Source organism: Fulvivirga sedimenti (assembly GCF_020328055.1).
Genome location: NZ_JAIXNE010000001.1, coordinates 393604 through 411201, shown reverse-complemented (window position 1 = coordinate 411201; position 17598 = coordinate 393604). Strand labels below are relative to the sequence as shown.

Genomic DNA, 17598 nt, shown 5'->3' with positions numbered 1-17598 from the left:
ATGGCACCATATTGATTGAATTCAAATAACCAAGGCCCGCTGTTCACCAACAGCGGGCTTTTTTTTTAAGATGGATAAACTAAAATTCAGAACAACCGAAAGAAAGCTGCTGGCTGATACCATCACCCCGGTGAGTATTTATCTGCGTCTGAGAGATAAATTTGACGGGGCGATCATGCTGGAGAGTTCAGACTATCACGGAAATGAAAACAGCTTTTCCTATATCTGCTGTAATCCGGTGGCCTCCTTTGAGGTTTCAGGTGACCTAACCACCATTTCCACACCCCGATCACAGAAAAAATACAATACCAAACCCGGTGAACTGTTACAGTTGTGGGATGAATTTAAAAATAGCTTTTCCACTTCCACAGGCAATCACAAATTCGTCACCAACGGGCTGTTCGGTTATATGACCTATGACGCCGTCCGTTTCTTTGAGGACGTGGATATCCGGAATATTCAGAAAGATATTCCCGATATGATCTATCGTGTTTACAGGAATGTGGTTGTGATCGATCATTTTAAGAATGAAATGTATCTGTTCGACCATCAGGAAGCCGAAGATAAGGGTGCGTCCAATCTCGATCAGCTTGAGACGGTCATCCGTGCGAATATCGATCCGGCTTACCGTTTTTATACAATGGGGGAGGAAAGAAGCAATCTGAGTGATGAGGAGTTCCTGTCCATTACCCAAAAAGGCATAGAACACTGTCTTCGGGGCGATGTGTTTCAGATTGTCCTGTCACGTCGGTTTTCTACAGCATTTAAGGGGGATGAATTTAATGTTTACCGTGCCCTGAGATCGGTGAACCCTTCGCCCTACCTGTTTTATTTCGATTACGGCAATTTCAAGATTTTCGGTTCATCTCCCGAATCCCAGATTGTGATTAAGGACGGTAAGGCGAGTATCTGGCCGATTGCCGGTACATTCAGAAGAACCGGTAATGACCTGGCTGATGCAGAGCTGGCACGATCACTTAGTGAGGATGTCAAGGAAAATGCTGAACACGTCATGCTGGTCGACCTGGCACGGAATGACCTGAGCCGGAATGCCGGTGAAGTGCAGGTTGATGTTTTTAAGGAGGTACAGTATTACTCGCACGTGATCCACCTTGTTTCAAAAGTATCAGGTGTGCTTGATCCGGAGGTTTCTCCGTTGCAGCTTGTTGCGGATACATTTCCGGCCGGAACGCTTTCAGGTGCACCAAAACACATGGCAATGCAGCTCATTGACCGCTATGAAAACACCAGCCGTAATTATTATGGCGGGGCGATCGGATTTCTGGGATTTAATGGTGACTTCAATCATGCCATTATAATCAGGTCATTCCTGAGTCATGCCAATGAGCTGCATTATCAGGCGGGTGCGGGAATTGTAGCCAAATCGGTACCCCGGAATGAATTAAATGAAGTTGGAAATAAGCTGGCTGCCCTTCGAAGTGCGCTGGCCCTGGCCGTAGATCTGAATAGCTGATGAAGATACTCGTTATTGATAATTATGATTCATTTACCTACAACCTGGTGCACATCATACGGCACCTGGGATATGGGAATGTCATGAAGATTTACAGAAATGACCAGATCAGGATCGAAGAGGTGAAGGGATATGATAAGATCCTTTTTTCACCAGGGCCGGGAATCCCGGATGAAGCCGGTATTATGAAGGATGTGATCAGTGAATATGGCGCCTCGAAAAGCATGTTCGGAGTGTGCCTTGGACATCAGGCAATTGGAGAAGTATTTGGCGGGGAGTTATTCAACATGACGGAGGTGCGGCATGGCGTAACCACCACCATCTCTGTTTCAGATGTGAATGAAGTTTTATTCCGGAAGATGCCGCAGAAGTTCACAGCCTGTCTGTATCATTCCTGGGCGGTGGTTTCAGATAGTATTCCTGAAGAACTGGTTGTGACAGCGCGGGATGAAATTGGAACTGTAATGGGACTGGCGCATCGCACCTATGATATCCGTGGCGTGCAGTTTCACCCTGAATCGATACTCACCGAAGGCGGAATTCAAATGGTAGAGAACTGGTTAAATGACTAAGCATGAAGGAAATAATTAATAAACTCATTGAACACAAGTCTCTCGACAAGGAAACAGCGAAGGATGTCCTGACAAAATTGGCTCAGGGCGCCTATAATAATTCTCAGGTTGCTGCTTTCCTTACGATCTATATGATGCGCAGCATCAGGGTGGAGGAGCTGGAGGGATTTCGTGATGCCATGCTCGACCTTTGCCTGCCATTGGATCTGTCGGAATTCAATCCCATAGATCTGTGCGGAACCGGAGGTGATGGCAAAAATACCTTCAACATAAGTACCCTGTCCTCCTTCGTTGTGGCAGGTGCCGGGCAGCCTGTTGCAAAACACGGCAACAGCGGGGTGTCATCCGTATGCGGTTCATCTAATCTTCTGCAGCATTTCGGATATGAATTTACCAATAACAAGGATGAGCTCAGACGAAGCATTGAAGATGCCAACATCTGTTTTCTTCACGCCCCGTTGTTTCATCCGGCAATGAAAAATGTAGCCCCAATACGTCGGGATCTCGGTGTAAAGACCTTCTTCAATATGCTGGGGCCAATGGTAAATCCGGCATTTCCCCGCCTGCAGCTTGTGGGAGTATTCAGTCTTGAACTGGCAAGGCTTTACGGATATCTGTATCAAAATACAGATAAGTCCTTCGTGGTGTTGCACACGTTGGATGGTTATGATGAAATAAGTCTTACCGGACCTTTTAAAATGATCACGGGTCAGGGAGAGCGCCTGGTGAACCCAGAAGACCTCGGACTGTCGGCGGTACTGCCAGCTGAAATCAGAGGGGGTGAAACAATTGAAGAAAGCGCCAGGATTTTCGAGGAGATTCTCCGCGGCAATGGAACAAAAGCCCAAAACGATGTGATTGCAGCAAATGCCGGTATGGCGTTGTATTGTGCCTCAGAAGAGGTTTCAATGACAGATGCGGTGGAGGCAGCTCGCGAAAGCCTGCTTTCTGGAAAAGCACTGGAGGCATTTAAAAAATTGATCAATAAATAAGTTAACTATATAGATATGAGTGTGTTAGAAGAAATACTCGCAAAGAAAAAAGCGGAAGTTCAGGAACGAAAGGCATTGTATTCGCAGAAATTACTGGAACAAAGCATTTTCTTTGAGAACAGGATTGTTTCACTCAAGAAATACCTGCTCCGGGAAGATAAATCCGGTATCATCGCCGAGATAAAGCGGAAAAGTCCGTCTAAAGGTGTCATTAATCAAAATGTATCGATCGAACGAATATCGATCGGCTACATGCAGGCTGGTGCTTCGGCACTGTCGGTACTCACTGATCAGACTTTTTTCGGAGGAAGCAATGAAGATCTTAAAGTAGCCCGGAAATTTAACTTTTGTCCGATCCTGCGGAAGGATTTTATCATCGATGAATACCAGATTGTGGAAGCGAAAGCTATCGGTGCAGATGCCATATTGCTGATTGCCGCAGCATTAACTGAGCGGGAAATGAAAGATCTGGCGGCATTTGCAAAGTCACTCGGACTGGAAACGTTGATGGAAGTTCATAACGAAGAAGAACTTGAAAAGGGATTGAACGAGAATATTGACCTGGTAGGAGTGAACAACAGGGACCTCTCAACCTTCGAAGTTTCTCTCAATACTTCCTTTGAACTGGCTTCAAAAATTCCGGGCTCGTTTATTAAGGTATCCGAAAGCGGCATCTCCAGCCCTTCTCAAATTGTTGAATTAAAAGAGGCGGGATTTGATGGCTTTCTGATCGGTCAGAATTTTATGGAGCAGAGTCGTCCTGAACGCGCCTGCGCTGAATTTATTGAAGAACTTAGCCGTTTGGACAGGCGGGCATATGCCAAATCATAACAGGCTATATTGGAAGGTGTGCGGCATGAAGGATGCTGTGAACGTGAAAGAAGTGGCGGCATTGCGCCCTGATTTTATGGGATTTATTTTCTTCAAAAAATCTCCGCGCTACATGGTTGAAACCCTTGAGCCGGCCGACCTTGATAGTTTGGATGAATCAACCCGGCGTGTTGGGGTTTTTGTGGATCCCTCGCTTGAGGAAGTGGAACAGAATGCCAGGCTATATTCGCTGGACCTGATCCAGCTGCATGGTGACGAGACCGCTGAATTTATTGCAGAATTAAAGACTGCTGGTTTCAACATTATAAAAGTGGTCGCGGGCAACCGCATGCCGGAACCGGGATACATGAAGGAGATCGAGCCACTGATCGAGTACTGGCTGCTGGATACACGCACCGATCTGCATGGCGGAACGGGAATTAAATTTGACAGAAAAGTGCTGAATGATTTCGACTTTGAAAAACCTGTGCTGCTGAGTGGCGGTCTTGATCAGGAGGAAGTAAGGAAGATACGAGCCGAAGAACATCCGGCGGTTGTGGGTGTTGATGTGAACAGCAGGATGGAGGACGCACCCGGCTTAAAGAATTTGAATAAACTTAAAGAACTTATCGCATGTCTGAATTGAAATACCAGGTAAATGAGAAGGGGTATTACGGTGAATTTGGCGGTGCCTACATTCCGGAAATGCTGTATCCGAATATTGATGAATTGCGATCCGAATACCTGAAGATAATCGGGGATCCGGCTTTCAGAACGGAATTTGATCAGTTGCTGAAGGATTATGTGGGAAGGCCGACGCCCTTGTATGAGGCGAAGCGATTATCGGATAAATACGGCGCGCAAATCTTCCTGAAGCGTGAAGATCTGTGTCATACCGGTGCCCACAAGGTAAACAATACAATCGGCCAGATTCTGCTGGCACAGCGTCTTGGCAAGCAAAAGATTATTGCAGAGACAGGTGCCGGTCAGCATGGCGTAGCTACTGCCACTGTATGTGCCCTGATGGGAATGGAGTGCATCGTCTATATGGGAAAGGTAGATATGGAGCGGCAGAGACCCAATGTGGAACGGATGAAAATACTGGGAGCAAAGGTAGTTCCTGCCACCAGTGGCAGCCAGACACTGAAGGATGCGACCAATGAGGCCATGCGGCACTGGATCAACAATCCCTCCGATACACATTATATCATAGGTTCGGTGGTAGGGCCGCATCCCTATCCGGATATGGTTGCCCGCTTTCAGTCTGTGATCAGCGAGGAAATGAGAATACAGCTATCAGAAAAAACAGGTAGCCCCAGGCCGGACTATATCATCGCCTGTGTTGGAGGAGGCAGTAACGCTGCCGGAGCTTTCTACCATTACCTCGATGAGCCAGATGTTAAACTGGTGGCAGTAGAGGCTTCAGGAATGGGTGTCAGTTCCGGAAAATCTGCGGCTACCACGAAACTTGGCCGATCCGGCGTGCTTCACGGCAGCAAAACGCTCCTGATGCAGACCGAAGACGGTCAGGTTGTAGAGCCCTATTCCATATCAGCCGGGCTGGACTATCCCGGTATTGGTCCGATGCATGCCCATCTTTTTGCAAGTGGTCGCGGGATATTCCTGGATGTTACTGATGAGGATGCCATGCAGGCAGGGATCGAGCTTAGCAGGCTGGAAGGAATTATTCCTGCCATTGAGACGGCACATGCCCTGGCCGTGTTTGACAGGCTTCCATTAACGTCCAGTGACGTTGTAGTGGTGAACCTTTCCGGACGTGGAGATAAGGATTTGGACACCTACATTAAATGGGGGAAATATTAAATATGAATACCATGACCAACATAGAAGTCAATCGTATCAGCAGGCTATTTGAAAGTGACAGCGGACCGTTGCTTTCTGTTTATTTCACCGCTGGATTTCCTGAAATAAATGACACAATCAATATTGCTGCCTGGCTTGAGGAAGGAGGAGCAGATATTATTGAGATCGGAATGCCATTTTCAGACCCCATTGCCGATGGTCCTACCATTCAGGAGAGTAATACGGTGGCACTCCACAATGGAATGAAAATTTCGGTGCTTTTCGAACAGCTCAAAGGCCTGCGTGAAAGAGTTCAGATTCCCGTAATTTTAATGGGTTATATAAACCCTGTACTGCAATATGGTATTGATCGGTTTTGTGAAAAATGCCGCGAAACGGGGATAGATGGACTGATCTTACCGGATCTTCCTATGGCAGAATATATCGATCATTACAAGGAACGGTTTGAAAAGGCGGGATTAAAAAATATTTTCCTGATCACACCGCAGACCGGTGAGGCGAGGATACGCGAAATCGATGCCAATACGGATGGATTTATTTATATGGTTTCCAGTGCCAGTACCACGGGCGCTAAAAGTGGCATTGGAGATGAGCAGATTGAATATTTTAAAAGGATCAAGGCGATGGGACTTCAGAATCCCGCTCTGGTCGGATTCGGAATATCAAATCACGAAACGTTTAAAATTGCCAGCTCCTACAGCAGAGGGGCCATTATTGGAAGCGCATTTATTAAGATGCTTCAGTCGGAAGGCGCCAAAGAACTCTCAGTAAAGGAATTTGTAAAAAATATTAAAAACCCCAGGTAATATGATAATTCAACTCGAAAACCAGATTAGTGACCAGCTCAAGAAAAGTATCATTGAGAAGGTGCATGAACTCAAGTACAAGACGACAGAAGTAAACACGCAAAAAGGAAATTATATAATCGGTATTGGAAAGAAGGACTTTGATATCCGGAAAATCGGGCATCTTGAAGGAATTGCCGATATCCATATTGTTTCAGATGATTATAAGCTGGTTTCCAACAAATGGAAAGTAAAACCAACGGTTATTGATCTGGGCGATGGAGTGATTATTGGTGAAGGTCATTTTGCCATGATGGCGGGCCCCTGTTCAATTGAAGGTGAAGAGCAAATTGAGAAGACGATTGAACATCTCAAGGCGAACAATATCAGAATTATGCGGGGTGGCGTTTATAAACCGCGGAGTTCACCCTATTCGTTTCGGGGTATGGGAATTGACGGGCTGAAAACCTGGTATAAGGCCGCCAGGGAAGCCGGTATCAAGATCATTACCGAGGTAATGCAGGTGAGTCAGATCGAGGAGATGTACGATTATATCGACATTTACCAGGTGGGCGCGCGTAATACGCAGAATTTTAATCTACTGGATGAGCTGGGAAGAGTAGATAAAGCTGTTCTGATAAAACGCGGTATCTCAGGCACCATCGATGAATTGCTTTACAGTGCAGAATATGTATTCTCTGCAGGAAATGAATCACTGATGCTTTGCGAACGCGGAATCAGGACTTATGAGCGTGCGAGCAGAAACACCATGGATATTAATGCCATCAGTATCCTGAAGGAAAAGACGCATTTGCCGGTAATTGCAGATCCCAGTCATGGTATTGGTATTCGTGATCACGTGGAACCTGTAGCATTGGCATCGATCATGGCAGGAGCGGACGGCGTTATTTATGAGACTCATGAAAAGCCGGATGAGGCATTTTCAGATGGACAGCAGACGCTGAATTTCGCAGAAAGTGCGCGTCTCATTGAAAGAATGCGGAAAACATATGATCTGAGGGAATCATTTTGATCATTTTTCTTACACCGGGCTTGCGTATTTTACAAAAGCGCGTAGATTTGGATTATGAATTCGTTTTATAACACTTATTACTTTTATTATTTCCGCGGCACAGCGATCGGAATGGGTGATAGGTGTATGTAAATATTAAACACTGAGAAAAAAGGCCTGATTCCGATAACGAGTCAGGCCTTTTTCATTTAACAAAATGCTATGAGAACAATACCTACATTAAAGGACGGCAAACAGGTCCACAGCAACTACACCGACGAGGACAAATCGGTATGGAAAATTTTATTTGACAGGCAGAGGGAGAACCTTCAGCGGTATGCTTCGGGCGAATATCTGGAAGGGTTGGAGACCATTGGGTTCAATGCCGATGAAATTCCATCTTTTGATAAGATCAACAAGGTGTTGCAGGCAACTACCGGCTGGGAGATCATTGCAGTCCCTGGAATTGTGGATGACCGGTTATTTTTTGAATATATGTCGAACCGTAAATTTCCGGCTACAACCTGGCTTCGTAAGATGTCTGAACTCGATTATCTCGAAGAACCGGATATGTTCCATGATGTATTTGCACATGTTCCGCTTCTCACCAACGTTCATTTTGCTGATTTTCTCTATGAAATGAGCCGTGTCAGTCTCGATTACATAAATAATCCTACGGCTATCGAACTGCTTTCACGTATCTACTGGTATACGGTTGAATTCGGACTTATCCGGGAGAACGGGCAATTGAAAATTTACGGAGCAGGTATTCTTTCTTCTTCAGGGGAGACGACGTATTCAGTTAGCCTTGACCCGATGCATTTCGATTTTAATGCGGAGCACCTGCTGAATTCTCCCTATCGCAAAGATGTATTTCAGGATCGCTATTTCATCATTGATTCTTTCGAAAACCTCTACAGAAGCATGCATGAGATCCCTGAAATTCTGAAGGAAAAGCTGGATAAGACTGAGTTATTCGTATAAAAGGAAAGGCCTTCCCAATTAAGGAAAGGCCTTTTTAACTTTCTGCCTGTCAAACATTCCCGTACACCATGGGATCGATTTAGGGCTGAAATTTACGCTTTGCCTTTCAGCATGCGGTTCCAGTATAACCATGGCAGAAAGTATTTTTTCATCAGCCACATACTATACCGTTCTTTTGCCAGATTGAACGGGAAGGATGGGGTGGGTTTATTGTCATAATCAAATTCTGCGAGAACCATCCGGCCGTAACGCGTTACGAGCGGACAGCTTCCGTAGCCGTCATAGACAGGATTATCTTTCAATGGAGCGTTCTTCATTGTATCCAGGAGGTTCTCCACTAATACAGGAGCCTGTTTTCTTACAGCAGCCCCGGTCTTGGCATTCGGTGTACTCGATGCATCGCCCAACGAATACACATTGGCATAGCGCACATGCTGTAATGTATGTTTATCTACATCCACCCAGCCATATGGATCATCCGGTTTGGCAAGCTTACTGTTTTTGATGAAATCCGGTGCGCTTTGCGGAGGAGGTGTATGCAGCATGGCGAAAGGAATTACAAATTTATTATCACCTTCCAGCCTGATACCCAGTTTTCGATCTTCGTCCGTTAGCACCGCCTTTACATCCGGTTTGGTGAATTCATAGATAGCCTCTTTCTTTTCAGGGTTTATCTCAACCAGTTTATGATAATACCTGGTTAAAATATTCCGGTTCTTTATGATTTTGTTCAGTGCGTCCGCAAAGTTCTTCACGCCGAAAATTACGGTACCGGGTGTTGCGAATATGACGTTGATGTTTTCCCGCACACCTTGTTTTCTCCAGTAATCCTCAGCCAGGTACATGATCTTCTGAGGTGCGCCCCCGCATTTAATAGGTGTGGCGGGTTGTGTGAATAGTGCATTACCACTCTTTGTTTTCTGAAGAAGTTCCCATGTATAGGTGGTCATGTCCTTTTCGTAGTTACTGGTCACACCATACTTGCCAAGGGCTTCCTTTAATCCGGGAATCGCATCCCAGTTATACTGAATGCCGGCAGCAACCACGAGATAATCGTACGTAATGGTGCCCTTCTCTGCAGTTGTCAGGCTGTTCTTGTCGGGGTCTACACTTGTAACCTTGTCCTGAATCCACGTAGCTCCTTTTGGAATGAAATCCTTTTCATCCCTGATGGTATCTTCGAGATCGTATGTTCCGGCACCTACCAAAGTCCATGCCGGCTGATAATAATGTTTGGAGGAAGGCTCGATAATTCCAATGTCAAGCTTGGAGTCCTTGCGAAGCAACCGGGCAGCTACAGTTATACCTCCTGTGCCACCGCCAATGATGATAATTTTGTGATGTTGTCCCATGATGTTTGTCTTCTTTAATTTGATATAATTTTAGCCAAATCAGGGGTGATTTTAGGTAACATTTGTTACCTTCAGTGCATGATTAAAGTCGCTTTTTTGTTGGCAGGTTGACTTCCGGAATTTCCGTGGGATTTTCGAAGTCTCAACCCGGTTCAGCCATATTTACCTACAAAAGCGATTATGCAAAAGGAAAAATTGAATAGTACAAGTCCCCAACAGGAAGCCATGGAAACTTCAGTTAGCGAAGCCAAATCAAGAGCGAAAGATGTTTTATCCTTAATGGGGTTTGAAGAAAAGCTGCTGGAAGAGATTCTGAGTACAGGCCGTGTGAAGAAAGTGAAGGCAGGTCAGACCATTATTTCTCCGGGGGTGCGCGCTGAGGAGATTCCCCTGGTAATTGAAGGAACATTAAAAGTAATGCGCCAGGATGAGGCCGGGAATGAAATATTTCTCTATTACCTCGAAGGAGGTGATACATGTGCGATGTCAATTACATGTTGCCTGGAGAATAAGCTCAGCGAATTTGTGGCGATCGCTGAAGAAGACAGTTTGTTGTGGCTGATCCCGGTATCTTCAATGGATGCCTGGGTAAGCAAATATCCTTCGTTTCGCCGCTTTGTTTTTGCATCATACCAATCCCGATTTGACGAATTGCTTACGGCAATTGATAGCGTAGCCTTCATGAAAATGGATGAACGGCTGTATAAATATCTGCTTGATAAGAAGCAGGCATCCGGATCCTATGTCATCAATAAAACACATCAGGAGATTGCCAGGGAATTGAATACCTCACGTGTGGTAGTGTCCCGGTTAATTAAAAAGCTGGAAAATGAGGGAAAAGTGGAACAGCACCGGAACCGTATTGAGATCCTCTAGTGCTGATCATTTGCGATTTTCCTTCTTCAAAACAAAAACCCTGCTGATATTGAATCCGAAGTAAATATCCCCATTCAGGATATCTCCCTGGGTCTCGGCGATAAAATAGGGTTCAATCATTCCTTTTGAATTGGTAAGGTGAAACTGGAATACATGTCCGCCAGTCTCGATATCCACACCCAATGCAATGGAATTATTCGTGATTGTCGCGTTATACCCATCCAGCTGATAGTAGTATTCTCCGGTTATGGCCACCCGATTGGACACTTTAACCCTACCACCGACTCCTATGGCATAAATATCATTCTGATCTTCCTCAGTGGCAACCAGGTTTCTGTGGACATAAGTGGGCATGACCTGTAATGAAATGGAATTGTTCCATTTACGTGCGATAAGTAACTGACCTGAATAGGACATCCTCGAACTGAAGTAATTGGTGCGTTCCGGATCATCCCAGCGCAATGAGTTCAGGGCCGCACTGGTATATACTGAAACGGAGACCGGCATGGATTTTTTGCCGGCCGACTGGCGCAATACTTTGGCCTTCAGGTATCCGTCGAACGTTTTTTTGAAAGAGCTTCGGCCAATTCCGACGTTCAGCCAGCTGGTCACCCCGTATTGAAGTCCCATCCGCATGGTAGCCTGGTCAAGGCCGAAAAAATTATAAGCCCCGTCATTGATTTTTCCAAACCTGTGTTGAATCACGAACTGGAGTTCACCCGGGGAAGTGAGTTCCACCGACTGCCCATGAATGATCCGTGTATCCTTGAAGGTGGCATAGGTGTATTCGGTTGTTTCCCCGGCTTCTTCGTCGAGAATATCCAGCAGGTCATCCTGAGCATATATTGCGGATGAACTTATCAGCAGGAATATGAAGCTTATGATAACTTTCATCGTCTCACTAATTTGTATAAGGTGACAGGTCCATATCCAGACTGATCTTCACATCTTCGGCTATTTTTCCTATTACGGCTGAGGGAATTTCAATTTTATAATCTTCCAGTTTGATGCTGAAATCGGCATTGATTGTAAAACCATTCGCTGTGGCTTCAATGGTGCCGTTTGTCGTAACCTGTTTGGTGATACCATGGATGGTGAGATCACCCTTAACACGAACTTCCTGTTTGCCCTTTTTATTAAAATCCAGCTGCTGGATATTATCAACGGTTCCTTTAAAGGTAGATTTGGGGAACTTGTGGGATTCTGCATAGTTTTCATTGAAATGTTCCTCCATGAGCGCCTTTTCAAATTTAAACCCGCGCATTTGTAGAGATACAGCGATATCGCCGCTTGATTTATCAAATATGCACGAAGCCTGCTGGTTAAGCGCTTCAATTTTTTCCATGGGGGCATCAGAATAAAAGCTTATCTCCCCGGTTCGGGTAAAATAACGTTCCTGCGTCCAGGCGGTTGAAGTGATAATAAGACAGATTGAAAGAATGGTTAGCGTTTTCATTGGTTAGAGGTTTAATTGTTAATTGCTCCGTTATCAAGCCATGCACGCAGCTTGTCCTGATCACATGCACTTAATGGTGCGCCTGGTGGCATGTCTTTTCGTGTAAGTACACGGTCTTTGAGCTGTCCGTCATCCGCGATATTTTTGATGGATGAATAACTACCCAGTACAACCCTTCCGGTGCCGGATACATGGCAGCCTGCAGTGGCACATTTGGTTATAATCAGTGGTTTTATGTCTACCTCGAATGAAACATCCGCATCGTAACAGGATGATTCGTTGGGGTACAGCATTTCTTCATTGTCATAGTAACATGCAGAAAGTGCTACCAAACTTGCCAAAATCAATATCTGCGGGAGTTTCATGGGTTTAATTGTTTTGAGCCCCTTCATCCAGCCAAATCCGGATCATTTCAATGTCACACGCGGTTAATCCGCCGCCAGGAGGCATATCCCGCTGATCGATGACCCGCTTCCGCAGAAGTCCGTTGTCGGCCCATGATTTTGTCTGACTGAAAGTGTTCAGTACTCCATTCGAGCTTCCGTTTCCATGGCATCCGCTCGAGGTCGCACAGCTTACCTTTAAGATGGGTTCGATATTGCCGGAATAGGAGATGTTTTCCGTCACACATTCCGTACATTCATTTTGTGGGGCGCCCTGCAGTATCCAGTTTTTAATTAGGTCCAGCTGTTCCTGGGGCAGGTAATAGCCTCGTCCCGTCGCAGGGTCCAGCGGCATGAGGTCGTCGGTCTCGGGTAATGTCATCACCTTATAAAATTTACTTTCCCCCGGATTGAAGGGTTTAATCCCGCGCATGATGTTCTGATAGTTTGTCAGAATAAGTCCTTCCTCATGTGTTTGAGCATCATGACAACCTGCAATAGCGCAACTTGAAAGGAATATGGGAAGAATGTCATTTGTGAAGTACACCGAATCCGGATCGCAGGGTATACCAGTTCCAACAGGAGGGATGATGTCGCCCGGATTTTGAGGTGATTGCGGATCCCCTTCAATAAATTCCGGATCGTGTACACAAGCAGCCAGCCATAGTGCCGTAAAGACCAGGATATACCCAGATGTTTTCATGTTATTGATCGTTTTTAATGATACTTCCTTCCCTTAGTTTCACCTCCCCAAGCAGATCATCATAACCAGTGACCAAACCTTTCACATGGATTTGATTGGGGATTGACAATGAGGAAGGGATCTCTTCACCCTTAGAAAGTTCGCAATTCGCAATGCCGGAAGATCCGTACAGGACCACTGTTCTGTTACCCGTCTGTGTTTGAATCACCTGTTCCAGTGTCCCTTCGAGAATGACCACCTTATCAAAATATTTCTGAAGGCTTCCCGATTCATCAGATCGGAATTCATTTAGAATATCATCGACCGAAACGCTAAATAAAGCGCTTTCCGATTCAATATCCCGATGAGATTTATTTACATAGAACCAGGCGGTTAGTGCAACGGCTGATCCCACGAATAACAGTATAATAATGGGCCGTAGAATTTTCATAGTATTCTGTTTGCGTATCTATAGAACCGGTTCAATGCCCGGATTCCTACCATCCGGGCGGGATAAATCCCTGAATTGCAGAAAATTCCCGATCAAAGGGCCCTTGGAAAGGTGAAGAACATCCTACAGCGTTCAGTAACAATTGTTTCATTACAGGCTTCTGTTAATTGACACCTTTGCAGAATGATTTTAAAGATGAATAATGCCGGAACATGGCGTTCAGGAACAATTTCAACCCTTTTGCTTCTTTTGGGCTGGTTGCTGATCGGTGCTTCAGCCCTGCTCATCCGTTATTCGCGGAGCCTTTTTGATACAGCTTATGCAGCATCTTTTTTCTGGGAATATTTGGTGCCGCCTATACTTGTTGGCGGACCGATGGCCTTTTTGGATACCTGGTTTTTCAGACCCAGGCTAAAAGGCCGTTCATTTATTCACGCGTTGGCGCTTCGATTTTTGATATTTGTCGGAGGTATCATATTAACCTATGGAGCAATCGGGTTTTTGGTGCTGGGCTACCGGGATAAACTCCTTTTTGCATACATTTTTCATTTTTTATTACTGTGGGGTCTGGGCTCGATATTTCTCCTTGCCGTACGTAATCTTGCCGAACACTTTGACCGCCACCAGCTGCTGAAATGGCTCACAGGTGCATACCACCGTCCGATGGTTGAGGAACGAATTTTCCTTTTCGTCGATTTGAATGACAGTACATCCATTGCTGAAAAATTGGGACCCAAGGCATACTTCAATTTTTTATCGGATTATTTTTTCCTGACCGCAGAAGTTATTGAGCAGCACGAGGGCGAAATTTATCAGCATGTGGGGGATGAAATTATTGTGACCTGGCCGTTGCACAAGGGTCTTCGACGTGAGAATGCTTACCGACTATTTTTTGCGCTGGAAGAAACCCTGAAGATCAACAGGGATATGTTCCAACGGGAATATGGGATTTTTCCGGAAATAAAAGGGAGCCTGCATGCCGGTTCGGTAACCAAGGGGGAGATTCGCGGGAAGCGGCGAGAGTTCATTTTTACCGGGGATGTGCTCAACAGTGCTGCGAGAATGCACGGGGTTTGTAAGGAAAATGATGTGCAGCTGATAGTTTCAGGTGATATGCTGCAAAAAAGTTATATTTCTTCTAATTTCAGGATCAGGTCTCTGGGCGCCATGTTGTTCAGGGGCAAGGAAAAACCCGTTGATGTTTATGCAGTAGATCAAACGTCTGCTGTTATGTAACTTTTGTTACGGTCAACGGCAGACCATTTACTACTTTTGCATGGATTTAAATACTCTAAAAAATGAATGACATAATATCGTTTATCAGTCAGCCCTGGCCCTGGTATGTTGCAGGACCTCTCATTGCTGTGATAATGTTTTTGCTGATCTATTTCGGAAATAATTTTGGTGTGAGTAATAATTTCAGGACCATTTGTGCCATGACCGGCGCAGGTAAAAACTGCGATTTTTTCCAGTTTGACTGGAAAAGCCAGATATGGAACCTTGTTTTTGTTTTTGGTACTGTGATTGGAGGATTCATAGCACATGAATTTCTGATGCCAGACACAGCTGTTCATATCAGTGAAGCAACAAAAATGGACCTGGCCGAATATGGTATGATGAATGCGGGTGAAGATTTTATTCCTACTGAAATATTCAACTGGGAATCATTGCTAACCTTAAAAGGTTTCATCATGATCGTAGTCGGAGGTTTTCTTGTGGGCTTTGGAACCCGATATGCAGGGGGATGTACTTCCGGACATGCGATTAGCGGCTTGAGCGATCTGCAGCTTCCATCTCTGATTGCTGTAATTGGCTTCTTTATCGGTGGTCTGTTTATGACCTATGTTTTACTGCCCTACATCCTAACCCTATAATCGAACGCAATGAAATACTTCAAATATATTATCGTAGGAATTGTCTTTGGGATCACACTTACAAAGGCAGAAGTGATTTCCTGGTACCGGATTTATGAAATGTTCAAATTCCAGTCCTTCCACATGTATGGCGTGATCGGATCCGCTGTAGTGGTGGGGATCATTCTTGTTCAAATCCTGAAAAGAAGTCATATGAAATCGCTCTATGGCGAGGAAATCGTATTCAACCCGAAACAGATGAGTATTCCGAGATACCTCATTGGCGGAACAATTTTTGGATTGGGCTGGGCGATGACAGGAGCCTGTCCGGGACCGATGTTCATACTTCTGGGCAATGGATTCCTGGTGATCCTGGCGGCAATTGTATCAGCGATCTTCGGGACTTATGTCTACGGATTGCTTAGAAGCCGACTGCCTCATTAAAACCTGATTCAGGTCAGTTTTTGACCTGCTGAATGTCAAAAAAGAGTGTAACAATCGTTACGCTCTTTTTTTTTAGAATTATCTTACTTTGACTTCAATATTCAGAAACTGTAAATAATTGAAAGTCATGAAAGTAGAACAGATTTATACCGGGTGTCTTGCCGAAGCAGCGTATTACATTGAGTCGAACGGAGAAGCAGCGATCGTTGACCCGTTACGTGAAGTATCGCCCTATATAGAAATGGCGGAAGAGCGTGGGGCAAAGATCAAATATGTCCTTGAAACGCATTTTCACGCTGATTTTGTGTCGGGCCATATAGACCTGGCTAAAAAAACCGGTGCTGAGATTGTATTCGGACCGAATGCGCAGCCGAATTATGAGGCTCATATCGCTACCGATGGCGAGATTTTGCATCTGGGTGACGTTCAGATCAAAGTATTGCATACACCAGGCCATACCATGGAATCCACAACATACCTGTTGATTGATGAGGAAGGTGAGGAGCATTCAATCTTTACCGGAGATACATTGTTTATTGGTGATGTGGGTCGTCCTGACCTTGCTGTTAAGACTGATTTGTCGCGTGAGGACCTGGCATCGCACCTGTATGATTCACTTCGGGAAAAGATTATGCCACTTGGTGATGAGGTCATTGTTTATCCGGGTCATGGTGCAGGTTCTGCTTGTGGTAAAAATATGAGCAAGGAAACCTTTGATACCCTGGGCCATCAGAAGATCACAAATTATGCCTTGCGAAAGGATATGACACGGGAAGAGTTTGTTAAAGAGGTCACCGAGAACCTGGTTGAACCGCCTCAATATTTCCCGAAAAACGCGGTGATGAACAAAATGGGATACGAGAGTTTTGATGAAGTGCTGAATCAGGGGAATACACCTCTTTCTGCAAAGGAATTTGAAACTGTTGCGAATTCTACCGGGGCACTGGTACTTGACACGAGGGACAAGGATGCTTTTGCGAAAGAACACATCCCTGGCTCCATTTTCATCGGTATTGATGATAATTTTGCGCCCTGGGTAGGTGCTCTAATTGTTGATCTGAAGCAAGCCATCGTTTTTATTGCCGAAGAAGGCAGGGAAGAAGAAGTCGTTACGCGCTTATCCCGCGTTGGATACGATAATACCCTCGGATACCTGAAAGGCGGTATCGAGGCCTGGAAAAAGGCTGGATTTGACATCGACACCATCGACCAGGTTACAGCCTTTGAATTTGCCAAGGGTCACAAGTCGGATTACAGTGTACTGGACGTGCGTAAGGAAAGTGAATACGAGTCGCAGCATGTGGAAGGAACGATTAATTTCCCGCTTGACTTTATCAATCGGAATATGGCAGAACTCGATCGCGATCAAGGATATTACCTGCATTGCCAGGGAGGTTACAGGTCTTTGATCACCGCTTCTATCCTTCGGTCACGCGGTTTTGAGAAGATCGTGAATATTAAAGGTGGGTTCAATGCCCTGAAGGAAACGGATCTGAAGCTCACTGAATTCCACGAGCCGCTTACCTTATTGTAATCGCATAAATTACAGAGAATTTAAAGCCCCGGTATTCCCGGGGCTTTTGTATTTTGTGTAACAATTGTTACGAGAGGTGCTGTACTACCGGACTACCTTTGTCAAAAATTTAAC

Annotated in this window: 20 protein-coding genes; 14 read left to right on the top strand and 6 right to left on the bottom strand. The window is 45.2% G+C overall.

Annotated features, from left to right (window positions below):
• Nucleotides 1-70 precede the first annotated feature (70 nt).
• The 9 genes from LDX50_RS01835 (at nucleotide 71) to phhA (ending at nucleotide 8453) form a co-directional block, all read left to right on the top strand.
• On the top strand, nucleotides 71-1474 hold the full coding sequence (locus LDX50_RS01835; protein WP_225696698.1) for an anthranilate synthase component I family protein: 1404 nt from the start codon (nucleotides 71-73) through the stop codon (nucleotides 1472-1474).
• A complete protein-coding gene (locus LDX50_RS01830; protein WP_225696697.1) occupies nucleotides 1474-2046 on the top strand; it encodes an anthranilate synthase component II in 573 nt (190 codons plus the stop codon). Before LDX50_RS01835 ends, LDX50_RS01830 begins: the two co-directional genes overlap by 1 nt.
• 2 nt (nucleotides 2047-2048) lie before the next feature.
• The gene (gene trpD / locus LDX50_RS01825; RefSeq protein ID WP_225696696.1) at nucleotides 2049-3038 is read left to right on the top strand and encodes an anthranilate phosphoribosyltransferase; all 990 of its coding nucleotides are present in this window, start codon (nucleotides 2049-2051) and stop codon (nucleotides 3036-3038) included.
• Between the two features lie 15 nt (nucleotides 3039-3053).
• On the top strand, nucleotides 3054-3869 hold the full coding sequence (gene trpC / locus LDX50_RS01820; RefSeq protein WP_225696695.1) for an indole-3-glycerol phosphate synthase TrpC: 816 nt from the start codon (nucleotides 3054-3056) through the stop codon (nucleotides 3867-3869).
• The gene (locus LDX50_RS01815; RefSeq protein ID WP_225696694.1) at nucleotides 3856-4494 is read left to right on the top strand and encodes a phosphoribosylanthranilate isomerase; all 639 of its coding nucleotides are present in this window, start codon (nucleotides 3856-3858) and stop codon (nucleotides 4492-4494) included. The genes trpC and LDX50_RS01815 overlap by 14 nt, the downstream gene beginning before the upstream one ends.
• Nucleotides 4482-5672 (top strand): tryptophan synthase subunit beta, encoded by a 1191-nt coding sequence (gene trpB / locus LDX50_RS01810; protein ID WP_225696693.1) that lies wholly within the window; start codon nucleotides 4482-4484, stop codon nucleotides 5670-5672. Before LDX50_RS01815 ends, trpB begins: the two co-directional genes overlap by 13 nt.
• 11 nt (nucleotides 5673-5683) lie before the next feature.
• A complete protein-coding gene (gene trpA / locus LDX50_RS01805) occupies nucleotides 5684-6478 on the top strand; it encodes a tryptophan synthase subunit alpha (protein WP_225696692.1) in 795 nt (264 codons plus the stop codon).
• Nucleotide 6479: 1 nt separating this feature from the next.
• Nucleotides 6480-7490, top strand: a complete 1011-nt coding sequence (aroF, locus tag LDX50_RS01800; protein WP_225696691.1) for a 3-deoxy-7-phosphoheptulonate synthase — start codon at nucleotides 6480-6482, stop codon at nucleotides 7488-7490.
• A 201-nt stretch (nucleotides 7491-7691) separates the two neighbouring features.
• The gene (gene phhA, locus LDX50_RS01795; RefSeq protein ID WP_225696690.1) at nucleotides 7692-8453 is read left to right on the top strand and encodes a phenylalanine 4-monooxygenase; all 762 of its coding nucleotides are present in this window, start codon (nucleotides 7692-7694) and stop codon (nucleotides 8451-8453) included.
• Between the two features lie 92 nt (nucleotides 8454-8545).
• Here phhA and LDX50_RS01790 read toward each other — a convergent pair whose 3' ends face one another.
• Nucleotides 8546-9805, bottom strand: coding sequence for an NAD(P)/FAD-dependent oxidoreductase (locus LDX50_RS01790; protein ID WP_225696689.1), 1260 nt, complete (start codon nucleotides 9803-9805; stop codon nucleotides 8546-8548).
• 225 nt (nucleotides 9806-10030) lie between these two features.
• Here LDX50_RS01790 and LDX50_RS01785 point away from each other — a divergent pair, with 225 nt between their 5' ends.
• Complete coding sequence (locus tag LDX50_RS01785) at nucleotides 10031-10681, top strand: Crp/Fnr family transcriptional regulator (RefSeq protein ID WP_225696688.1); 651 nt, start codon at nucleotides 10031-10033, stop codon at nucleotides 10679-10681.
• A 6-nt stretch (nucleotides 10682-10687) separates the two neighbouring features.
• Here LDX50_RS01785 and LDX50_RS01780 read toward each other — a convergent pair whose 3' ends face one another.
• Genes LDX50_RS01780 through LDX50_RS01760 form a run of 5 tightly spaced genes read right to left on the bottom strand, consistent with a single transcriptional unit; the run spans nucleotide 10688 to nucleotide 13653 of the window.
• Nucleotides 10688-11575 (bottom strand): DUF5777 family beta-barrel protein, encoded by an 888-nt coding sequence (locus LDX50_RS01780; RefSeq protein WP_225696687.1) that lies wholly within the window; start codon nucleotides 11573-11575, stop codon nucleotides 10688-10690.
• Between the two features lie 7 nt (nucleotides 11576-11582).
• Nucleotides 11583-12137 carry a YceI family protein gene (locus tag LDX50_RS01775; RefSeq protein ID WP_225696686.1) on the bottom strand — a complete coding sequence of 185 codons (555 nt, stop codon included), beginning with the start codon at nucleotides 12135-12137 and terminating at the stop codon, nucleotides 11583-11585.
• An 11-nt stretch (nucleotides 12138-12148) separates the two neighbouring features.
• Nucleotides 12149-12502 (bottom strand): hypothetical protein, encoded by a 354-nt coding sequence (locus tag LDX50_RS01770; protein ID WP_225696685.1) that lies wholly within the window; start codon nucleotides 12500-12502, stop codon nucleotides 12149-12151.
• 4 nt (nucleotides 12503-12506) lie between these two features.
• Nucleotides 12507-13223, bottom strand: a complete 717-nt coding sequence (locus LDX50_RS01765; RefSeq protein WP_225696684.1) for a hypothetical protein — start codon at nucleotides 13221-13223, stop codon at nucleotides 12507-12509.
• A 1-nt stretch (nucleotide 13224) separates the two neighbouring features.
• Complete coding sequence (locus LDX50_RS01760; protein ID WP_225696683.1) at nucleotides 13225-13653, bottom strand: OB-fold putative lipoprotein; 429 nt, start codon at nucleotides 13651-13653, stop codon at nucleotides 13225-13227.
• 183 nt (nucleotides 13654-13836) lie between these two features.
• Between LDX50_RS01760 and LDX50_RS01755 the strand changes: the two genes are divergently transcribed.
• From LDX50_RS01755 to LDX50_RS01740, 4 genes are all read left to right on the top strand, one after another.
• Complete coding sequence (locus LDX50_RS01755) at nucleotides 13837-14889, top strand: adenylate/guanylate cyclase domain-containing protein (RefSeq protein WP_225696682.1); 1053 nt, start codon at nucleotides 13837-13839, stop codon at nucleotides 14887-14889.
• A 62-nt stretch (nucleotides 14890-14951) separates the two neighbouring features.
• A complete protein-coding gene (locus LDX50_RS01750; protein ID WP_225696681.1) occupies nucleotides 14952-15527 on the top strand; it encodes a YeeE/YedE family protein in 576 nt (191 codons plus the stop codon).
• 9 nt (nucleotides 15528-15536) lie between these two features.
• Nucleotides 15537-15950 (top strand): YeeE/YedE family protein, encoded by a 414-nt coding sequence (locus LDX50_RS01745; RefSeq protein ID WP_225696680.1) that lies wholly within the window; start codon nucleotides 15537-15539, stop codon nucleotides 15948-15950.
• Nucleotides 15951-16077: 127 nt separating this feature from the next.
• Nucleotides 16078-17484 (top strand): MBL fold metallo-hydrolase, encoded by a 1407-nt coding sequence (locus LDX50_RS01740; protein WP_225696679.1) that lies wholly within the window; start codon nucleotides 16078-16080, stop codon nucleotides 17482-17484.
• Nucleotides 17485-17598 lie beyond the last annotated feature (114 nt).

Bases quoted from the DNA above. Each gene is read 5' to 3' on its own strand.
- trpC (WP_225696695.1), top strand. From the start codon at position 3,054: ATGAGTGTGTTAGAAGAAATACTCGCAAAGAAAAAAGCGGAAGTTCAG.
- LDX50_RS01770 (WP_225696685.1), bottom strand. From the start codon at position 12,502: ATGAAACTCCCGCAGATATTGATTTTGGCAAGTTTGGTAGCACTTTCT.
- aroF (WP_225696691.1), top strand. From the start codon at position 6,480: ATGATAATTCAACTCGAAAACCAGATTAGTGACCAGCTCAAGAAAAGT.
- trpD (WP_225696696.1), top strand. From the start codon at position 2,049: ATGAAGGAAATAATTAATAAACTCATTGAACACAAGTCTCTCGACAAG.
- LDX50_RS01830 (WP_225696697.1), top strand. From the start codon at position 1,474: ATGAAGATACTCGTTATTGATAATTATGATTCATTTACCTACAACCTG.
- LDX50_RS01780 (WP_225696687.1), bottom strand. From the start codon at position 11,575: ATGAAAGTTATCATAAGCTTCATATTCCTGCTGATAAGTTCATCCGCA.
- LDX50_RS01835 (WP_225696698.1), top strand. From the start codon at position 71: ATGGATAAACTAAAATTCAGAACAACCGAAAGAAAGCTGCTGGCTGAT.
- LDX50_RS01765 (WP_225696684.1), bottom strand. From the start codon at position 13,223: ATGAAAACATCTGGGTATATCCTGGTCTTTACGGCACTATGGCTGGCT.
- LDX50_RS01775 (WP_225696686.1), bottom strand. From the start codon at position 12,137: ATGAAAACGCTAACCATTCTTTCAATCTGTCTTATTATCACTTCAACC.
- LDX50_RS01785 (WP_225696688.1), top strand. From the start codon at position 10,031: ATGGAAACTTCAGTTAGCGAAGCCAAATCAAGAGCGAAAGATGTTTTA.
- LDX50_RS01815 (WP_225696694.1), top strand. From the start codon at position 3,856: ATGCCAAATCATAACAGGCTATATTGGAAGGTGTGCGGCATGAAGGAT.
- phhA (WP_225696690.1), top strand. From the start codon at position 7,692: ATGAGAACAATACCTACATTAAAGGACGGCAAACAGGTCCACAGCAAC.
- LDX50_RS01740 (WP_225696679.1), top strand. From the start codon at position 16,078: ATGAAAGTAGAACAGATTTATACCGGGTGTCTTGCCGAAGCAGCGTAT.
- trpB (WP_225696693.1), top strand. From the start codon at position 4,482: ATGTCTGAATTGAAATACCAGGTAAATGAGAAGGGGTATTACGGTGAA.
- LDX50_RS01750 (WP_225696681.1), top strand. From the start codon at position 14,952: ATGAATGACATAATATCGTTTATCAGTCAGCCCTGGCCCTGGTATGTT.
- LDX50_RS01790 (WP_225696689.1), bottom strand. From the start codon at position 9,805: ATGGGACAACATCACAAAATTATCATCATTGGCGGTGGCACAGGAGGT.
- trpA (WP_225696692.1), top strand. From the start codon at position 5,684: ATGACCAACATAGAAGTCAATCGTATCAGCAGGCTATTTGAAAGTGAC.
- LDX50_RS01745 (WP_225696680.1), top strand. From the start codon at position 15,537: ATGAAATACTTCAAATATATTATCGTAGGAATTGTCTTTGGGATCACA.
- LDX50_RS01755 (WP_225696682.1), top strand. From the start codon at position 13,837: ATGATTTTAAAGATGAATAATGCCGGAACATGGCGTTCAGGAACAATT.
- LDX50_RS01760 (WP_225696683.1), bottom strand. From the start codon at position 13,653: ATGAAAATTCTACGGCCCATTATTATACTGTTATTCGTGGGATCAGCC.